General features: G+C 69.2%; 12 protein-coding genes and 1 tRNA gene. 1 reads left to right on the top strand and 12 read right to left on the bottom strand.

Going from position 1 to position 16980, the window contains the following annotated elements; genetic code table 11:
* Positions 1–285 precede the first annotated feature (285 nt).
* Together ACQB60_RS38495 and ACQB60_RS38490 are read right to left on the bottom strand one after the other, a co-directional pair.
* Positions 286–1527 (bottom strand): hypothetical protein, encoded by a 1242-nt coding sequence (locus ACQB60_RS38495; protein ID WP_496930731.1) that lies wholly within the window; start codon positions 1525–1527, stop codon positions 286–288.
* Between the two features lie 434 nt (positions 1528–1961).
* Positions 1962–2090: a DLW-39 family protein gene (locus tag ACQB60_RS38490; protein WP_003999697.1), complete on the bottom strand. Its 129-nt coding sequence runs from the start codon at positions 2088–2090 to the stop codon at positions 1962–1964.
* Positions 2091–2407: 317 nt separating this feature from the next.
* Between ACQB60_RS38490 and ACQB60_RS38485 the strand changes: the two genes are divergently transcribed.
* Entirely contained in the window at positions 2408–2740 is a 333-nt protein-coding gene (locus tag ACQB60_RS38485) for a DUF6344 domain-containing protein (protein ID WP_496930730.1), read from the top strand.
* Between the two features lie 69 nt (positions 2741–2809).
* Here the strand turns inward: ACQB60_RS38485 and ACQB60_RS38480 are convergent, their stop codons facing one another.
* The 10 genes from ACQB60_RS38480 to dnaA form a co-directional block, all read right to left on the bottom strand.
* Complete coding sequence (locus ACQB60_RS38480; protein ID WP_496930729.1) at positions 2810–3985, bottom strand: erythromycin esterase family protein; 1176 nt, start codon at positions 3983–3985, stop codon at positions 2810–2812.
* A 153-nt stretch (positions 3986–4138) separates the two neighbouring features.
* Positions 4139–4212: transfer RNA gene (locus ACQB60_RS38475), tRNA-Ile, on the bottom strand.
* A 99-nt stretch (positions 4213–4311) separates the two neighbouring features.
* Entirely contained in the window at positions 4312–5010 is a 699-nt protein-coding gene (locus ACQB60_RS38470; RefSeq protein ID WP_496930728.1) for a DUF3566 domain-containing protein, read from the bottom strand.
* 18 nt (positions 5011–5028) lie between these two features.
* Positions 5029–7620, bottom strand: a complete 2592-nt coding sequence (gene gyrA, locus ACQB60_RS38465) for a DNA gyrase subunit A (RefSeq protein WP_496930727.1) — start codon at positions 7618–7620, stop codon at positions 5029–5031.
* Positions 7621–7675: 55 nt separating this feature from the next.
* Positions 7676–9775: a DNA topoisomerase (ATP-hydrolyzing) subunit B gene (gyrB, locus tag ACQB60_RS38460; protein ID WP_496930726.1), complete on the bottom strand. Its 2100-nt coding sequence runs from the start codon at positions 9773–9775 to the stop codon at positions 7676–7678.
* Between the two features lie 275 nt (positions 9776–10050).
* The gene (locus ACQB60_RS38455; RefSeq protein ID WP_496930725.1) at positions 10051–10644 is read right to left on the bottom strand and encodes a DciA family protein; all 594 of its coding nucleotides are present in this window, start codon (positions 10642–10644) and stop codon (positions 10051–10053) included.
* Positions 10641–11765, bottom strand: coding sequence for a DNA replication/repair protein RecF (gene recF, locus ACQB60_RS38450; RefSeq protein ID WP_496930724.1), 1125 nt, complete (start codon positions 11763–11765; stop codon positions 10641–10643). The genes ACQB60_RS38455 and recF overlap by 4 nt, the downstream gene beginning before the upstream one ends.
* Positions 11766–11846: 81 nt before the next feature.
* Positions 11847–12722, bottom strand: a complete 876-nt coding sequence (gene gnd, locus ACQB60_RS38445; RefSeq protein WP_496930723.1) for a phosphogluconate dehydrogenase (NAD(+)-dependent, decarboxylating) — start codon at positions 12720–12722, stop codon at positions 11847–11849.
* Positions 12723–12814: 92 nt separating this feature from the next.
* Complete coding sequence (gene dnaN / locus ACQB60_RS38440) at positions 12815–13945, bottom strand: DNA polymerase III subunit beta (RefSeq protein ID WP_384829218.1); 1131 nt, start codon at positions 13943–13945, stop codon at positions 12815–12817.
* 817 nt (positions 13946–14762) lie between these two features.
* Complete coding sequence (gene dnaA / locus ACQB60_RS38435; protein ID WP_496930722.1) at positions 14763–16724, bottom strand: chromosomal replication initiator protein DnaA; 1962 nt, start codon at positions 16722–16724, stop codon at positions 14763–14765.
* Between the last annotated feature and the right edge of the window lie 256 nt (positions 16725–16980).

The raw sequence follows: 16980 nt of genomic DNA, 5'->3' as shown, positions 1-16980 counted from the left end.
CCGCGGGCACTCCACGCCCACGCACCCCTACAGCACCCAGGTCCCCCTGCCCCGGCCACAGCGCCCGGGCCCCTCCCGCAAGGTGGCGACCTCCATGCTCCTGGCAGCCCTCGCCTGCCTGGCAGTGGGCTTCTGGGCCCTGACCCAGATCTGACGCCCCCACTCCAAACCAGCGGGACCCCGGCTCACCACGTACGGGCCCCAAGCCCACGGCCGCCCAGCCCCGGCTCCCCTACCAGCCGGACCCCAGCCCCAGCGCCCCCCTACCAACCGGCCCCAGCTCCCCTACCAGCCAGAAGGCGCTCCTCCACCCCCCGACGGCGGCACCTGCACACCTCTGCCACCACTACCACCGCCACCGCCGCTGCCACCCCCGGCAGCCCAGCCACCCCCCTCAGCTCCCGTCCCCACCGCAGCCGCCGCAGCCATCCCCCTGGCCCGCCGCCGCCCCACCAGCGTCCACATCCCCAGCACCACCAGCAGGACCACCCCGGTCCCTATCCCTCCGGCAGCAACCACCTTCATCGTGGTGTCACCTGACTCCGCCGCCGCCCCGGCCCGCGTCGCACCGCTGCGCGCGGCGGCCTTGTCCCGCCCGGTGACCGCGAACACTCCCGAGGGCCTGGCCGCACCCGCGTAAGCGGGCCCCTTCTTCCGTACCCCCTTCACATCCACGCGCAGCGTCAGGTCCAGCGGCTCCTTGCCGAACTTCGCCCGGACTGCCGGGTTCAGCTGGACCGCCAGGTAGTACCACCCGGCGAACCGCATCCCGGTCACGGCGTCCCGGGGGGAGTAGCGGTTCTCGTACGCCACCGGGGGCAGCGGGTCCAGTGAGGCCGACTTCTGCTTCCCGTCGTACGCCGTGTCCGCCTCCGCGACCTGCCCGCGTACGGGGTTGTAGAGGGAGAGCGACAGCGCCGACGTCACATAGTCGAAGTCCCGCCCGGATCCCTTGCTGCCCAGCTCGGCCGTGGCGGATATCCGCTGCCCCCAGTCGACGGGCACCCGGTAGAACAACGTCTCCCCGGCCACGATCCGATCCCCCCACACCCCTGCCTCCAGGCCCGTGGCCGCGTCGAATCCGGCGCCGCCCGCGCGCACCCTCCGCTCACCGGCGGCGGGCACCGGCGACGCGGAGTCCCATGTGTCGGGCGCCTCGGTGGGCTCGTTCCCCGCGCCCTTGAGCCCCGGCTCCGAAGCGACGCTCAGCTCCAGATCCCAGCTGCCCCGCGCGATGGTCGCCCCCGACACCGGGCTCCGCTCCCGCTGCACCACCACGTAGTACGTCCCGGCCCCCGCGCACCGGTTCTCGTTCGGCCCCACCTGGCGCTGGGCCCAGGCCGTGAGGGGACGCGGGCTCTGCGACGACCCGATGCGCGCCTGCCCCGAACCACAGGTCGCCCCGTCCGCGTCCTGCACCGAAACCTCGAACCCGTCCCCGAAGCCCACCTTCGCACCGGGCTTCGGAACCGCGGTGACCCCGACATAGGCGCTGCTCTCGGCATCGAGCTCCAGGCGGTAGAACACCTCACCCGTGCCTGCGACCGAGCTCCTGTACGTACCCCCGGGCCTCAACTCCGCGCTGCCCGTACTGCTCTCCGCCCCTCGCACGCTCTTCGCGCCCGCGGCGAAGGCATAAGGAGCGGGCGTGCTCTCCCCGACTCCCGCCCACGCGACGCCCGGCACCATTCCCACCACACACGACGCCGCACACAGCACCGCACCCCACACCCCGCACCTGGCCGGCACCCCCGCCGCCCGCCCCCCGGCAAGCCCCCACATCACGCGCCACCCCTCGTCCACCGATCGCGGCCGAGATTCATCCTGCCCCGCGCTCCCCGCCGATACCCCGGGGAAACCCCTGAATCAACCCCGACCCGACCCCGCCCCAGCCCCGACAACAGCACGGGGCCCCGACCGCGTGTGCGATCGGGGCCCCGCGAAGAGACTGTTGTCGATACTCACGAACCCGTGGGCACGGAGTCAGTCGCCTCCGTCCACAGATCCTGCTCGGCGCGATCCGCCTGGATCTGGCGGTACACGAGGAGCCCGCCGATGGCGGCCAGTGCGACCAGGAGAAGCTTCTTCACCGCGCGACCTCGTCTTTCCTTTGACGTAGGGGACTTCTGGCGCCCGACTATACACACCGATCGATACCGATCGGTGACCTGTGTCCACCCCCAACTCCCGCTCCCCGCACAGCAGTAGAAGCGGACCACACCCCTCCGCTCCTCACTCCCCAGACTGTGACGTTCGCCGCTCTTGATCAGTTCTCGGCCTTCTTGGGACCAAACGGGTGGTGTTCATCTGAAGATCGACGACCCGCGAGCGTCGGTCCCCCATTCCAAGTCCCACATACACATCATGAGGAAAGTACGCAAATCGCCCAACCTGAAAGTGAGGGGCCATGACCGCCACCAAGGCCATGAAGCTCTGGACCACGCTCGTCACCGCCTTCCTCGCGCTCTTCGCCGCGCTCGGTCTCACCACGACGGCAGCGGCGGCCACGCCCGTACACGAGGCCAAGGAATCCCGCCACGCCACGGCGAGCGCCCCGGCCCCAGCCCTCACCCACTGGCTGGCGGCAGCGTACGAACGGTCCTTGCCCCCCACGATGAAGCAACGCATCCGCGCCGAGGCCCACGGCTCCTCACCGAGCTGCCGCCACCTCCCCACGACGGACACCGAGGCCGAGGCCGACACCGCGGCCCTAGCGGCCGGCCTGGCGTCGGAGCCGTGATCCACGCCCCCCACAGACACATCGAGACCCCCAGCCGGTACGGCTGGGGGTCTTCGCGTCGGCCAGGACTCAGTCGTCCAGCCAGTGCGCGGCGGTGGCCTCACGGACATGACCGAGCACGTCGAAAGCGGCGGTGACGGAGGCGACGGCCACGAACGCGTCCGCGTCGTGCGAAGGGTCGTAGACCCCGCTGATCACACGCATCTTCGCCGGACCCGCCCACCGGGCCCGCGCCCCCTCGTCGTCCCGCAGATCCAGCCAGTGCGCGGGCGCCTCCACCCGGCCGAGCTCGGCGTCCAGCATGTCCGCGGGGGCCTCGGGAACGGTGACGACCCCCAGGTCACCGTGGTGGAAACCGAGGGCCACGGACACGTACGCCGTCCCGTAGTCGGCCCGCAGCCGGCTGCCGATGCTGTGCGTCGGCCTCTCGTCCGGCGTCGCACCGAGGCTGAGCGGAGCCGCCGTGGTGTGCGCGATCCCGTCCCACAGGACCATGCGCAGCCCGCTCTCGCGCTGGTGCCCGGTCAGCGTCTCGGCCGCCAGGTCGTCCTCACCGACGAAACTGCCCCGCCCGGCCACGCTGTTCTCGTGGAAGTCGACGATCAGCCGCATCCGGGCAAGGACACTCTCGTCGCTGCCCGGCAGGGACGAGAGGAGCGCCAGCGCATCCCGTGCGTGCTCGGCGAACGGCCGTCCCGGGTGGACGCCCTGAGCCCGCTGCACATGCTCGTCGAGGCGGTGCGCGGTCCGGATCGGCTCCAGGTGCGCGGCCAGCTCCGGCAGCCGTCGCGGAGCCGAGGCACGGACGTGGTCGAGCACGGCCTCGTAGTCCTCGCTCTGCGCCTGTGCGGGCCTGGTGCCGACGATCCGCACCTGGTCGTCGGGGCGCTGCCGGTTGAAGTCCCGGATCCACTCCAGCGCCACCGCCGTCTCGACGGTCCGCCACGGCCGCCACGACGCGTCGAGCGCGGCCCCGGCGGAGCCCCCTTCGCCCGTACGTACATAACGGTCGAGCCGGTCGACGGCTCCGGCGTGGTCCTGCATGGCCAGCAGGCGGAAGCCGTGGTCGCTGACGAGGCGGCGGAACAGCTGGTCCTGTATCCCGGTGACCTCGCGGGAGAAGCGGGTGGACCCGCCGATCCCGACGATCGTGGCCCCGTCGGCGACCCGTGCGGCGAGTGCGTCGAGGGAGCCGTCGGAGAGGGGGAGGGCGGGGTTGCGCACGGAGGCGATGTCGTTGCTCATGCGGCCACCCTCGTACCTCAACTTCAGTTCAAGTCAAGGGTCTTCGGAGCGGCGGGAAACTCCCGGATCCCCCGGGACTCCGGGGCCCTCACACGCAGAAGGCCGGTAGATCGAAAAGATCTACCGGCCTTCTGACCAGGCTTTACGCCACTGTGGGGCTAACAGGATTTGAACCTGTGGCCTCATCCTTATCAGGGATGCGCTCTAACCAACTGAGCTATAGCCCCGCCGCGCTCTTCGGGGAGTGCCCCGCGCGCTGACCTCTGAAGATTAGCGCACGTGTGGGCCAGTCCCAAAATCGATACCTGAGCCGTGCGGGACGGCGCCTACTCGTCCTCGGCCAGCGTCAGCTCGACGCCGCCCACGAAGCCCGCCGAGAGGTTGTAGATGAAGGCGCCGAGCGTCGCCAGGGCCGTGGCGAGAACCACATCGATGACCGCGATGATCGTCGTGAACATCAGGACGCGCGGCAGCGACAGGAAGGACTGCAGGTCGAAGCCGTTGGACTCGTTCGACCCGGTGGCCTCGGAGATCGTGCCGCCCACCGTCGAGAAGACGCCCATCGCGTCCATGACCATCCACAGCACCGCGGACGCGACGATCGTGCAGATCCCCAGCGCGATGGAGAGCAGGAAGCTGACCTTCATCACCGACCACGGGTCGGCCTTGGCCACGCGCAGGCGCGCCTTGCGGGTACGCGGCGTGGTGCGCGCCCCGGTGCGGGGCCTGCGGACCGCGCCCGCCGGAGCCGACTGGTACGCCTGCGGCGGGTGGTAGGGCTGCGCGGGCTGCTGCTGCGGCTGCCGTTCACCGGGCAGGGCTCCTGAAGCGCCGCCGGACGTGCCCCCCTGGGCGCCGTACGAGGCGTCGTACTGCGCGGTCTGCGGACCTCGGGTGTCGGTCACAGTTCCCCCCTGGGATCCATGAGGCTCGTGGGATTCGTGAGCCTCCGTGGCGGGGCCACGGGCACCGTCCGTACCGGCTGTGCCGGTTCGCTTAGATCCGGCGCCCGTGGCTCCACTCACGATGACTCACTCCTCGCGCTACTCGGGCGAGGACTCGCTGCCCTCGTCCGTGCCGGTGACCGTCTCGCCCTCGGCAGATTCGTCCACGACGTCGCCGTCGACTTCTTCGGCCTCACGCCCGGCCTCGGCGTTACGAGCGATACCGACCACGGCATCGCGCTTGCCCAGGTTGATCAGTTGGACGCCCATGGTGTCACGGCCCGTCTCCCTGACCTCGTTGACTCGCGTACGAATCACACCGCCGGACAGCGTGATGGCGAGGATCTCATCGGTCTCCTCGACCACCAGCGCGCCGACGAGTTCACCGCGGTCCTCCACGATCTTGGCGGCCTTGATGCCGAGGCCACCGCGACCCTGGACGCGGTACTCGTCCACGTTGGTGCGCTTCGCGTACCCACCGTCGGTGGCGGTGAAGACGAACGTACCGGGCCGGACGACATTCATCGAGAGCAGCTGGTCGCCGTCGCGGAAACTCATTCCCTTGACGCCCGAGGTCGCACGGCCCATGGGGCGCAGGGCGTCGTCCGTTGCGGTGAACCTGATCGACTGCGCCTTCTTGCTGATCAGAAGGAGGTCATCGTCGCCCGACACCAGCTCGGCGCCGATCAGCTCGTCGTCCGAACCGTCCTCCGTCTCCCGGAGGTTGATCGCGATGACGCCGCCCGAGCGGGGCGAGTCGTAGTCCTTCAGGGCAGTCTTCTTGACCAGGCCGCCCTTCGTGGCGAGGACCAGATAGGGCGCCGCTTCGTAGTCACGGATCGCGAGGATCTCGGCGATCTGCTCGTCCGGCTGGAAGGCGAGCAGGTTCGCCACGTGCTGGCCGCGGGCGTCACGGCCGGCGTCCGGAAGCTCATACGCCTTCGCGCGGTAGACGCGGCCCTTGTTGGTGAAGAACAGCAGCCAGTGGTGGGTCGTCGACACGAAGAAGTGGTCGACGATGTCGTCCTCCTTCAGCTTCGTGCCGCGAACGCCCTTGCCGCCGCGCTTCTGTGAGCGGTAGTCATCCGTCTTCGTGCGCTTGACGTAGCCGCCGCGCGTGATCGTGACGACGATGTCCTCTTCGGCGATCAGGTCCTCCATGGACATGTCGCCGTCGAAGGGCACCAGCTTGGAGCGCCGGTCGTCGCCGAACTTCTCGACGATCGCCGCGAGCTCCTCGCTGATGATCTGGCGCTGCTTCTCGGGCGAGGCCAGGATCGCGTTGTACTCGGCGATCTTCGCCTGCAGTTCGTCGTGCTCGGCGACGATCTTCTGGCGCTCCAGGGCGGCGAGGCGGCGCAGCTGCATCTCGAGGATGGCGTTGGCCTGGATCTCGTCGATCGTGAGGAGGCCCATCAGGCCCTCGCGCGCGATCTCGACGGTCTCGCTGCGCCGGATCAGCGCGATGACCTCGTCGATCGCGTCGAGTGCCTTGAGCAGGCCGCGCAGGATGTGGGCCCGCTCCTCGGCCTTGCGCAGCCGGAACTTCGTGCGCCGGACGATGACCTCGACCTGGTGGTTGACCCAGTGCCGGATGAAGGCGTCGAGCGACAGGGTGCGCGGCACACCGTCGACGAGGGCCAGCATGTTGGCGCCGAAGTTCGACTGCAGGTCGGTGTGCTTGTAGAGGTTGTTGAGCACGACCTTGGCGACCGCGTCCCGCTTCAGGACGATGACCAGGCGCTGGCCGGTGCGCGAGGAGGTCTCGTCGCGGACGTCCGCGATGCCGCCGATCTTGCCGTCCTTCACCAGGTCGGCGATCTTCTGGGCGAGGTTGTCCGGGTTGGTCTGGTACGGGAGCTCGGTGACCACCAGGCACTGGCGGTTCTGGATCTCCTCGACCTCGACGACCGCGCGCATCGTGATGGAGCCGCGGCCCGTGCGGTACGCCTCCTCGATGCCCTTGCGGCCCACGACCAGTGCGCCGGTGGGGAAGTCGGGGCCCTTGATGCGCTCGATGAGCGCGTCGAGCAGCTCCTCGTGCGTCGCGTCGGGGTGCTCCAGCGCCCACTGCGCACCCGCCGCGACCTCGCGGAGGTTGTGCGGCGGGATGTTGGTGGCCATGCCGACCGCGATGCCCGCCGAGCCGTTGATCAGCAGGTTCGGGAAGCGGGCCGGCAGGACGGTCGGCTCCTGGGAGCGGCCGTCGTAGTTGTCCGTGAAATCGACGGTCTCCTCGTCGATGTCGCGGACCATCTCCATGGACAGCGGCGCCATCTTGCACTCGGTGTAGCGCATGGCGGCCGCGGGGTCGTTGCCCGGAGAGCCGAAGTTGCCGTTGGAGTCCACCAGCGGCATGCGCATCGACCACGGCTGGGCCAGGCGGACCAGGGCGTCGTAGATCGAGGAGTCGCCGTGCGGGTGGTAGTTGCCCATGACGTCGCCGACGACGCGGGCGCACTTGTAGAAGCCCTTCTCGGGGCGGTAGCCGCCGTCGTACATCGCGTACAGGACGCGGCGGTGGACGGGCTTCAGGCCGTCCCGGACGTCGGGCAGCGCACGCGACACGATGACGGACATCGCGTAGTCGAGGTAGGAGCGCTGCATCTCCGTCTCGAGCCCGACGGGCTCGATGCGCAGCGTCTGGCCTTCGCCGTCCTCGGGGGTGGTGGGGTTGTTCTCGTCGGCCATGGCCGGTCAAGATCCTTTCGGTGCGGTCGGGTGAGCTGGCGTTCGCCTGACCGGCTCAGATGTCGAGGAAGCGGACGTCCTTGGCGTTGCGCTGGATGAACGAGCGACGCGCTTCGACGTCCTCGCCCATGAGCACGGAGAAGAGGTCGTCCGCCTGGGCGGCGTCGTCCAGCGTGACCTGGCCGAGGACGCGGTGGTCGACGTCCATCGTGGTGACGCGGAGCTCCTCGGCGTTCATCTCACCGAGACCCTTGAAGCGCTGGACCGAGTCCTCCCGGATGCGCTTGCCCTGCTGGCGGCCGAGCTCGAGCAGGGCGTCGCGCTCGCGGTCCGAGTACGCGTACTGGAAGTCGTCCCGGGTCCACTTGATCTTGTAGAGCGGCGGCCGCGACAGGTAGACGTGGCCCGCCTCGACCAGCGGCCGCATGAAGCGGAACAGGAAGGTCAGCAGCAGGGTGTTGATGTGCTGGCCGTCGACGTCGGCGTCCGCCATCAAGATGATCTTGTGGTACCGGAGCTTCTCGATGTCGAAGTCCTCGTGCACGCCCGTGCCGAAGGCCGAGATCAGGGCCTGGACTTCCTGGTTGTGCAGGATCTTGTCGACGCGCGCCTTCTCGACGTTCAGGATCTTGCCTCGGATGGGCAGGATCGCCTGGTACATCGGGTCGCGGCCGGACTTCGCCGAGCCACCGGCGGAGTCACCCTCGACGATGAAGATCTCGCACTTGGTGGGGTCGTTCGACTGGCAGTCGCTGAGCTTGCCCGGCAGGGACGCCGTCTCCAGCAGTCCCTTACGACGGGTCAGATCACGGGCCTTACGGGCGGCCACGCGCGCGGTGGCGGCCTGGATGCCCTTGCGGATGATGTCCGCGGCCTCGTTCGGATTGCGGTCGAACCAGTCCGTGAGGTGCTCGTGCACGACCTTCTGCACGAAGGTCTTCGCCTCCGTGTTGCCCAGCTTGGTCTTCGTCTGACCCTCGAACTGGGGCTCGCCCAGCTTCACCGAGATGATCGCGGTCAGACCCTCGCGGATGTCCTCACCCGTGAGGTTGTCGTCCTTCTCGCGCAGCAGCTTCTTGTCGCGCGCGTACCGGTTCACCAGACCCGTCAGCGCGGCCCGGAAGCCCTCTTCGTGCGTACCGCCCTCGTGCGTGTGGATCGTGTTCGCGAAGGAGTAGACCCCCTCGCTGTACTGCGAGTTCCACTGCATCGCGATCTCGGCCGAGAGCATGCGCTCCTTGTCCTCGGCCTCGACGTCGATGACGGTCGGGTGAACGACCTCGCCCTTGCGGGAGTTGAGGTACTTCACGAAGTCGACGATGCCGCCTTCGTAGTGGTACGTCACCGTGCGGACCTCGGCGTCGTCGCTCGCGTCGACCGTGTCCGCACCCGCCGTGGCCTTCGCCGACTCGCGCTCATCAGTGAGTTTGATCGTCAAACCCTTGTTGAGGAACGCCATCTCCTGGAAGCGCCGCGACAGCGTCTCGAAGGAGTACTCGGTGGTCTCGAAGATGTCGCCGTCGGCCCAGAAGGTGACCGAGGTGCCGGTCTCCTCGGTGGCCTCGTGCTGGGCGAGCGGCGCGGTCGGCACGCCCGCCTTGTAGTCCTGCGTCCAGCGGTGGCCGTCCGTCTTGACCTCGACGGCGACCTTCGTGGACAGCGCGTTGACGACGGAGACACCGACGCCGTGCAGACCACCGGAGACGGCGTACCCGCCGCCGCCGAACTTGCCGCCCGCGTGCAGCACGGTGAGCACGACCTCGACGGCCGGCTTCCCCTCGGAGGGGATGATGCCCACGGGGATGCCACGGCCGTTGTCGACGACGCGCACGCCGCCGTCGGCGAGGATCGTGACGTCGATGGTGTCCGCGTGTCCGGCGAGCGCCTCGTCGACCGAGTTGTCGACGACCTCGTAGACCAGGTGGTGCAGGCCGCGCTCACCGGTCGAGCCGATGTACATGCCGGGCCGCTTGCGGACCGCGTCCAGACCCTCGAGGACGGTGATGGCGCTGGCGTCGTACGACGCGGCCGCCTCCGAGGTCGGCTCGGGAGCCACCTCGGGGGGGACCTCGCCGCTCTCGCCGGCGGCAGTAGACGGGATGTTCTCGTTGGGGTTGCCGGAATCGGCCACGAAGCGCCCTTTCTGGCACAGCACAAGCCAAGCACCCGGCGGTGGCCGGAGCGGCTGCGGCGTGTTGCTTGGAAAGCCTTGATCAGCGTTTGCTCGGTGCGTCCCACAAGTGGGGCGGGATTAGCTTCCAGTCTACCGGTAGCGCTGACAGTGATGGGGGTTTGCCGGTACCTGAGTCCTCATGTGCCGCCCTGAACCGGCCTCAGCCGACTCCCCATATGCGGCCCCGGGCTCCGAGAGGCTCACAGCGGCACTCAGCGCTTCGGGACGTCAACCCCCAGCTACCGCCGCCGACGACCTCATCCGTAGGTGTCACCGGGACCCGTGCTGCCCGGTGCGCGCAAGGGCCCGAAGCGCCTCGCGGGACCACCGGGGCCGAGGACCTTGATGAGGCGTACGGTGCCGTGCCCCAGGTCCTCGTTCAGCCGCGCGACCAGCTGCGGAGCCATCAGCCGCAGCTGCGTCGCCCACACCGTCGAGTCGCACTGCACCGTCAGGACCCGGTCGTCCTCGTCGTACTTCTGCGGGACGCAGTGCCGGGCCAGGTCCTCGCCGACGATCTGCGGCCAGCGCCCCATGACGCCGCCCACGGCTGCCGGGGTCTCCCAGCCACGCTCGGTGATCAAGCGGTTGATGGCCGAGCCGAGCGGCAGCGGATCGCGCCCGTCGGCGCGCGCCCCGGACCGCAGCCCGCCGCGCCGCGCCTGCTTCTTCTGCTGTGCCGCCGCCCCACGCGCGCGTGCCTGCTCCTTGGCGGCGCGCAGCGCGACCCGGGCGAGGTCGACTCCGGAGGGCTCGGGAGTCTTCGGGGCATCCGCGGAAGCAGAACCAGCACCGGAACCGGAGATACCGGGTGTCTCCTTGTGGGGTCCTTCAGCACTCTCGGCACTCATACGCGCTCCACCGCACCGTCCGACACCGCGTACCGCGTACCGGTGAGCACACCCGGAACGTCGTCGTCCACCGCCGCCGTCACGAGCACCTGCTCGCCCGGGGCCACCAGCTCCGCGAGCCGCTCGCGCCGGCGCGCGTCGAGCTCCGCGAAGACGTCGTCGAGGACCAGGACCGGCTCGTTCCCCTCGGCCCTCAGCAGGTCGTACGAGGCCAGGCGCAGCGCGAGCGCGTACGACCAGGACTCCCCGTGCGAGGCGTAGCCCTTCGCCGGGAGCTCGCCGAGCTTGAGCAGCAGCTCGTCGCGGTGCGGGCCGACCAGGGTCACGCCCCGCTCGATCTCCTGCTTGCGCGCCTCCACCAAGGCGGCGATCAACTGCTCGTACAGCTCCTCGCGCGTCTGCCCGACGACCTGCGGCGAAGAGGGCCGGTACTCCAGGGCGAGGGGGCCGCCGCCGGGCGCCAGCTGCTCGTACGCCTTGTCGGCCAGTGGCTGGAGCGCCGCGATCAGGTCGAGCCGCTGGGCGAGCAGTTCGGCGCCCGCGCGCGCGAGGTGCTGGTCCCAGACGTCGAGCGTGGACAGGTCCATGGAGCGGCCGCCGTGGCGGCGGGCCAGGGCGGCGGACTTGAGAAGGGTGTTGCGCTGCTTCAGGACACGGTCGTAGTCGGACCGGACGCCCGCCATACGCGGGGAGCGCGCCGTGATCAGCTCGTCGAGGAAGCGCCGCCGCTCCCCGGGGTCGCCCTTGACCAGCGCGAGGTCCTCGGGCGCGAACAGCACCGTCCGCACGATCCCCAGCACATCACGCGGTCTGACCTGCGATGACCTGTTGATGCGGGCACGGTTGGCCTTGCCGGGGTTGAGCTCGAGCTCGATCAGCTGCTGCCGCTCGCCCTGGCGCACCGCGGCCCGGATGACGGCGCGGTCGGCGCCCATGCGCACCAAAGGAGCGTCGGAGGAGACCCGGTGACTGCCGAGCGTGGCCAGATAGCCGACGGCCTCCACCAGGTTCGTCTTACCCTGGCCGTTGGGCCCCACGAACGCGGTGACGCCCGGATCGAGAGGTACCTCGACCCGGGCGTACGAGCGGAAGTCGGCCAGCGACAGATGCGTGACGTGCATGGTCGTGACCGACCTCCCCCAGGGTGTGGACAAGGCCGCTGCCCGTGCCCACCGAATCCGTGGATCTGTGGAACGTGTGGATTACTTCTTCTCGACGGCGTGCCCGCCGAACTGGTTGCGCAGCGCCGCGACCATCTTCATCTGCGGGGAGTCCTCCTGGCGCGAGGCGAACCGCGCGAAGAGGGACGCGGTGATCGCGGGCAGCGGCACGGCGTTGTCGATCGCCGCCTCCACAGTCCACCGGCCCTCTCCGGAGTCCTGTGCGAACCCCCGGAGCTTGTCCAGGTGCTCGTCCTCGTCCAGGGCGTTGACCGCCAGGTCGAGCAGCCAGGAGCGGATGACCGTGCCCTCCTGCCAGGAGCGGAAGACCTCGCGGACGTCGGTGACCGAGTCCACTGCCTCGAGGAGCTCCCAGCCCTCGGCGTACGCCTGCATCATCGCGTACTCGATGCCGTTGTGGACCATCTTGGAGAAGTGGCCCGCACCGACCTTGCCCGCGTGGACGGAGCCGAAGTCGCCCTCGGGCTTCAGGGCATCGAAGATCGGCTGGACCTTCGCGATGTTCTCGGCGTCGCCGCCGTACATCAGGGCGTAGCCGTTCTCCAGGCCCCAGACGCCGCCGGAGACGCCGCAGTCGACGAAGCCGATGCCCTTGGCGGCGAGCTCCTCGGCGTGCTTCTCGTCGTCCGTCCAGCGGGAGTTTCCGCCGTCCACGACCACGTCGCCGGGCGACAGGAGCTCGGCGAGCTCGTCGACCGTGGACTGGGTCGCGGCCCCGGCGGGGACCATCACCCACACGACGCGCGGGCCCTTGAGCTTGCCCACAAGCTCTTCGAGGCTGTGGACATCCGCGACGTCCGGGTTGCGGTCGTATCCGATGACGGTGTGGCCTGCGCGGCGGATCCGCTCGCGCATGTTGCCGCCCATCTTGCCGAGGCCGACGAGACCGAGCTCCATCAGAGGTCTTCCTTAAGTAGCGATGTGGCGTTGCAGGCACTTTCGTACCTGCGTCCGAGCCTACGCCCGGACGCACGCACACACCTGTGGGCTCAGCCGCTCAGACGTACAGGCATGATCAGGTACTTGTACGCGTCGTCCGCCTCGGCGTCGAGGGCGGGCTTGCCGCTGAGCAGCGCGGGCTTCGTGGACGTCGTGAACGAGAGCTGGGCGACCGGGGAGTCGATCGCGCTCAGGCCGTCGAGCAGGAACGTCGGGTTGAAGGCGATGGAGATGTCGTCGCCGTCGAGCTGGGCGTCGACCCTTTCCACAGCCTGTGCGTCGTCGCTGGAGCCGGCCTCCAGGATGAGCACGCCCTGCTCGAAGCTGAGCCGGACCGGGGTGTTGCGCTCGGCGACGAGGGCCACGCGCTTGACCGCCTCGACGAACGGGGCCGTCTCGATCACCGCGACGGAGTTGAACTCCGTCGGGAAAAGCGTGCGGTACTTCGGCAGGTCGCCCTCGAGCAGACGCGTCGTCGTACGCCGGCCGGCACCCTCGAAGCCGATGAGGCCCTCGCCCGCGCCAGAGCCGGAGAGCGCCAGGGTGACCGTGTCGCCGCTCGTGAGCGCCTTCGCGGTGTCCAGGAGCGTCTTGGCGGGCACCAGGGCCACCGCGGACGCCTCGGGGTCCTCCGGCTTCCACAGGAACTCGCGGACCGCGAAGCGGTAGCGGTCGGTGGAGGCCAGGGTGACCGTGTCGCCCTCGATCTCGATGCGCACGCCGGTCAGGACGGGCAGCGTGTCGTCACGCCCGGCCGCGATGGCCACCTGGGAGGCGGCAGAGGCGAAGACCTCACCGGGGACCGTGCCCGTGGCCGTCGGCATCTGCGGCAGCGCGGGGTATTCCTCCACAGGGAGTGTGTGGAGTGTGAATCGCGAGGAGCCACAGACCACCGTCGCCCGCACACCGTCTGTGGAGATCTCCACGGGGCGGTTGGGGAGGGCGCGGCAGATGTCGGCGAGGAGACGGCCGGAGACGAGGACCGTGCCGTCCTCATCCACCTCCGCGTCCACGGAGACACGGGCCGAGACCTCGTAGTCGAAGCTGGACAGGCTCAGTGCGCCGTCCTCGGCCTTCAGCAGCAGGCCCGCGAGGACGGGCGCAGGCGGCCGGGCCGGGAGACTGCGAGCCGCCCAGGCCACCGCCTCCGCGAGTACGTCGCGTTCCACCCGGATCTTCACTTAGCCGCCCTCCTGCTGTTGCTGGCACCGGGGACCAGTCTGACGCACCGCACTGACAGTCGGTGCCGGTCGGGGTCAAGTCGTGCCGAGAGGTGTCGGGCCCAGCGAGCTCGAGTTGTGCACAGACCCCACTTCCAAACGAAATCCCAGGACTCTCTAGTTGGGAGTAGTAGTAGGGCCTGTGGAAACCGTGGATAACAGCGAATGCGCAGGTCAGGGCCGGTTTTTTATCCACGGCACCTGTGGGCGCCAGCGGTGGACAACCTGCGGTTTCTGTGGACGGGGGAAAGTTCTGCACACCCGATGCACAGGCAGGGGCCACTTCTCCCCAGCGCTGTCCCCAGCTTTACCCAGCTTCCCCACAGGCCAACCGACCCCCTTGGTGTGACGCCTTTCACTCGACACGGTGAGAGGGCGCGTTGCGTTGCCGAACAGTGGACAGCCGTGTGGAGAAGCTGACCAAAGTTGGGGACAACGAGCCACAGCCTGTGGGCCGCCGGTGGACAACGTTTTGAACAGCCTGTGGACGAAGATCTCTTCCACAGGCTGTGGAGAGTCTTCGTCCACGAATCCACAAGCGGCTGACCTGGGTTGATGACCTTTCAGCAGGATCGTCTGTGGACACGGTCTGGACAACTTGGCGGTCCCCAGGGTGTGGACGCCAGAAAGTCCGCAGATCTGTGGAGAACAGGCGTAACCCCGGACAGATTCGAACACCGGCTGCGGACGCAGGCCCCGGACAACGCCGAAAGGCGCCCCGGAAGTTGATCCGGAGCGCCCTTCGAAGGCTTCTGCCGACGGTCCCGACGGCGGCCCGTCAGCCGTTCTTGATGCGGTTCGTGAGCTCGGTGACCTGGTTGTAGATGGAGCGCCGCTCGGCCATCAGCGCCCGGATCTTGCGATCGGCGTGCATGACGGTCGTGTGGTCGCGGCCGCCGAACTGGGCGCCGATCTTTGGCAAGGAGAGGTCGGTCAGCTCCCGGCACAGATACATGGCGATCTGGCGGGCTGTCACCAGGACGCGGCTGCGCGAGGATCCGCACAGATCGTCCACGGTGAGCCCGAAGTAGTCGGCGGTGGCCGCCATGATGGCCGTCGCCGTGATCTCCGGAGCCGCGTCCTCGCCGCCCGGGATCAGGTCCTTGAGGACGATCTCCGTGAGCCCCAGGTCCACGGGCTGCCGGTTGAGCGAGGCGAACGCCGTGACCCGGATCAACGCCCCTTCCAGCTCACGGATGTTGCGCGAGATGCGGGACGCGATGAACTCGAGCACCTCCGGAGGCGCGTTGAGCTGCTCCTGCACCGCCTTCTTACGAAGGATCGCGATACGGGTCTCCAGCTCGGGCGGCTGGACGTCCGTGATCAGTCCCCACTCGAACCGGTTGCGCAGCCGGTCCTCCAGGGTCACCAGCTGCTTGGGCGGCCGGTCGCTGGAGAGCACGATCTGCTTGTTCGCGTTGTGGAGCGTGTTGAAGGTGTGGAAGAACTCCTCCTGCGTCGACTCCTTGTCCGCGAGGAACTGGATGTCGTCGACAAGAAGGATGTCCATCTCGCGGTACCGCTTGCGGAAGCTGTCGCCCTTGCCGTCGCGGATGGAGTTGATGAACTCGTTGGTGAACTCCTCGGAGCTCACGTACCGCACCCGCGTGCCGGGATAGAGGCTGCGGGCGTAGTGCCCGATCGCATGCAGCAGATGCGTTTTGCCGAGTCCCGACTCCCCGTAGATGAACAGGGGGTTGTACGCCTTCGCGGGCGCCTCGGCGACGGCTACGGCGGCCGCGTGCGCGAATCGGTTCGACGCACCGATGACGAAGGTGTCGAAGAGGTACTTGGGGTTGAGGCGCGCGGTGGGCTCACCCGGCCCGGTCGCGGGAGCGGGCTGCGCGGCCAGCGGGCCGGGGGCACCGCCCCGGGGGTCGACGTGGCCGCCCGGACCGTTGGCGGACTGGGACAGCTCGTGCCGCTCACGGCGGTCGGTGTGCTCCCGCGAAGGCTGCCGTCCCTGCGGCTCCTGCCGCGGCGCCTGGCGCTGCTGGTCGTACGGGGAGCGCTCCTGGTCGTACGACGGGCGCTCCTGGTCGTACGGGGGGCGGTCGCGCTCGTAGGGCGAGTGGTCCTGCTGCGGCGCGGTCCGGTAGTCGCGCTGGGGCGGCTGCGCGGGCGTGGCGTACGGGTCGCGCTCGGGGAAGCCGAGCCGCTGCTGCTGCCAGCCGTAGTCGTCCTGGGGCTCCTGCTGGGGCCAGGCACCGGGCGCGGGCCGCTGGTAGTCCGGGTAGGCGGGGCGGGCGGTCGGCAGTGAGTCGTTCCGCGCACCGCCGCCCTGCTCGTCCGCCGGGCGGTGGCCGTAGGTCTCGTACGGCTCGTGGTTCTCGTACGGCTCGTGCTTCTCGTACGTGTCCCGGCGCTGGCCGGAGGCGGGGGGCAGCTCCGGCTCCTCGTAGCGCTGCGGGAGCTGCGGCGCGGGCTGCTGCTGCACGGGGGGCGCCGGGGGGGCCGGCTCGCCGACCGAGTCGTCGACGGTGATGGCGATGCGGATCGGCCGGCCGCACTCACGGCTCAGGGTCTCGCTGACCACCGGGGCGAGGCGTCCTTCGAGGACACCCTTGGCGAATTCGTTCGGCACGGCGAGCAGGGCGGTGTCCGCGACAAGCGCCAGGGGCTGGCACCTTTTGATCCAGTGCTCGTCCTTCGCCTCGACACCCTGTCCGCGTCCCTCGCCGAGCAGCTGTTCCAGAACTCGTGGCCACACTGCGGCAAGATCGGCAGGTACGTCAGCCACAGGGCACGCTCTCTCACGGGGTCCCACGAAGGTGTGGTTCCTGGGACGGAAATCGGGATGGGCAGGGGGAAGGGAACGAATCGGAGTTCAGCCACGGTAGTCAGGGCAACGGGTGCGGTTCAAGTTGTTGTCCACAGGCTGTGCACAGTGTCTCGCCCTGACGGCCGGTTTGACCGGATGGCGTAGCCCCGCGTACCGTAACCAGGTCGAGTTGTCGATGGCTGCTGCCGCCTGCCTCCGATGGGCAAGATCACTT

The sequence above is a fragment of the Streptomyces odontotermitis genome, from assembly GCF_050510915.1.
Taxonomy (GTDB): Bacteria; Actinomycetota; Actinomycetes; order Streptomycetales; family Streptomycetaceae; genus Streptomyces.
The sequence above is the reverse complement of the archived record's forward strand: the minus strand, read 5'-3'. Positions and strand labels throughout refer to the sequence as shown.

Excerpts from the sequence above, each read along its gene's own strand:
- ACQB60_RS38485 (WP_496930730.1), top strand. The coding sequence starts at position 2,408 with ATGACCGCCACCAAGGCCATGAAGCTCTGGACCACGCTCGTCACCGCC.
- ACQB60_RS38480 (WP_496930729.1), bottom strand. The coding sequence starts at position 3,985 with ATGAGCAACGACATCGCCTCCGTGCGCAACCCCGCCCTCCCCCTCTCC.
- gyrA (WP_496930727.1), bottom strand. The coding sequence starts at position 7,620 with ATGGCCGACGAGAACAACCCCACCACCCCCGAGGACGGCGAAGGCCAG.
- ACQB60_RS38455 (WP_496930725.1), bottom strand. The coding sequence starts at position 10,644 with ATGAGTGCCGAGAGTGCTGAAGGACCCCACAAGGAGACACCCGGTATC.
- recF (WP_496930724.1), bottom strand. The coding sequence starts at position 11,765 with ATGCACGTCACGCATCTGTCGCTGGCCGACTTCCGCTCGTACGCCCGG.
- gnd (WP_496930723.1), bottom strand. The coding sequence starts at position 12,722 with ATGGAGCTCGGTCTCGTCGGCCTCGGCAAGATGGGCGGCAACATGCGC.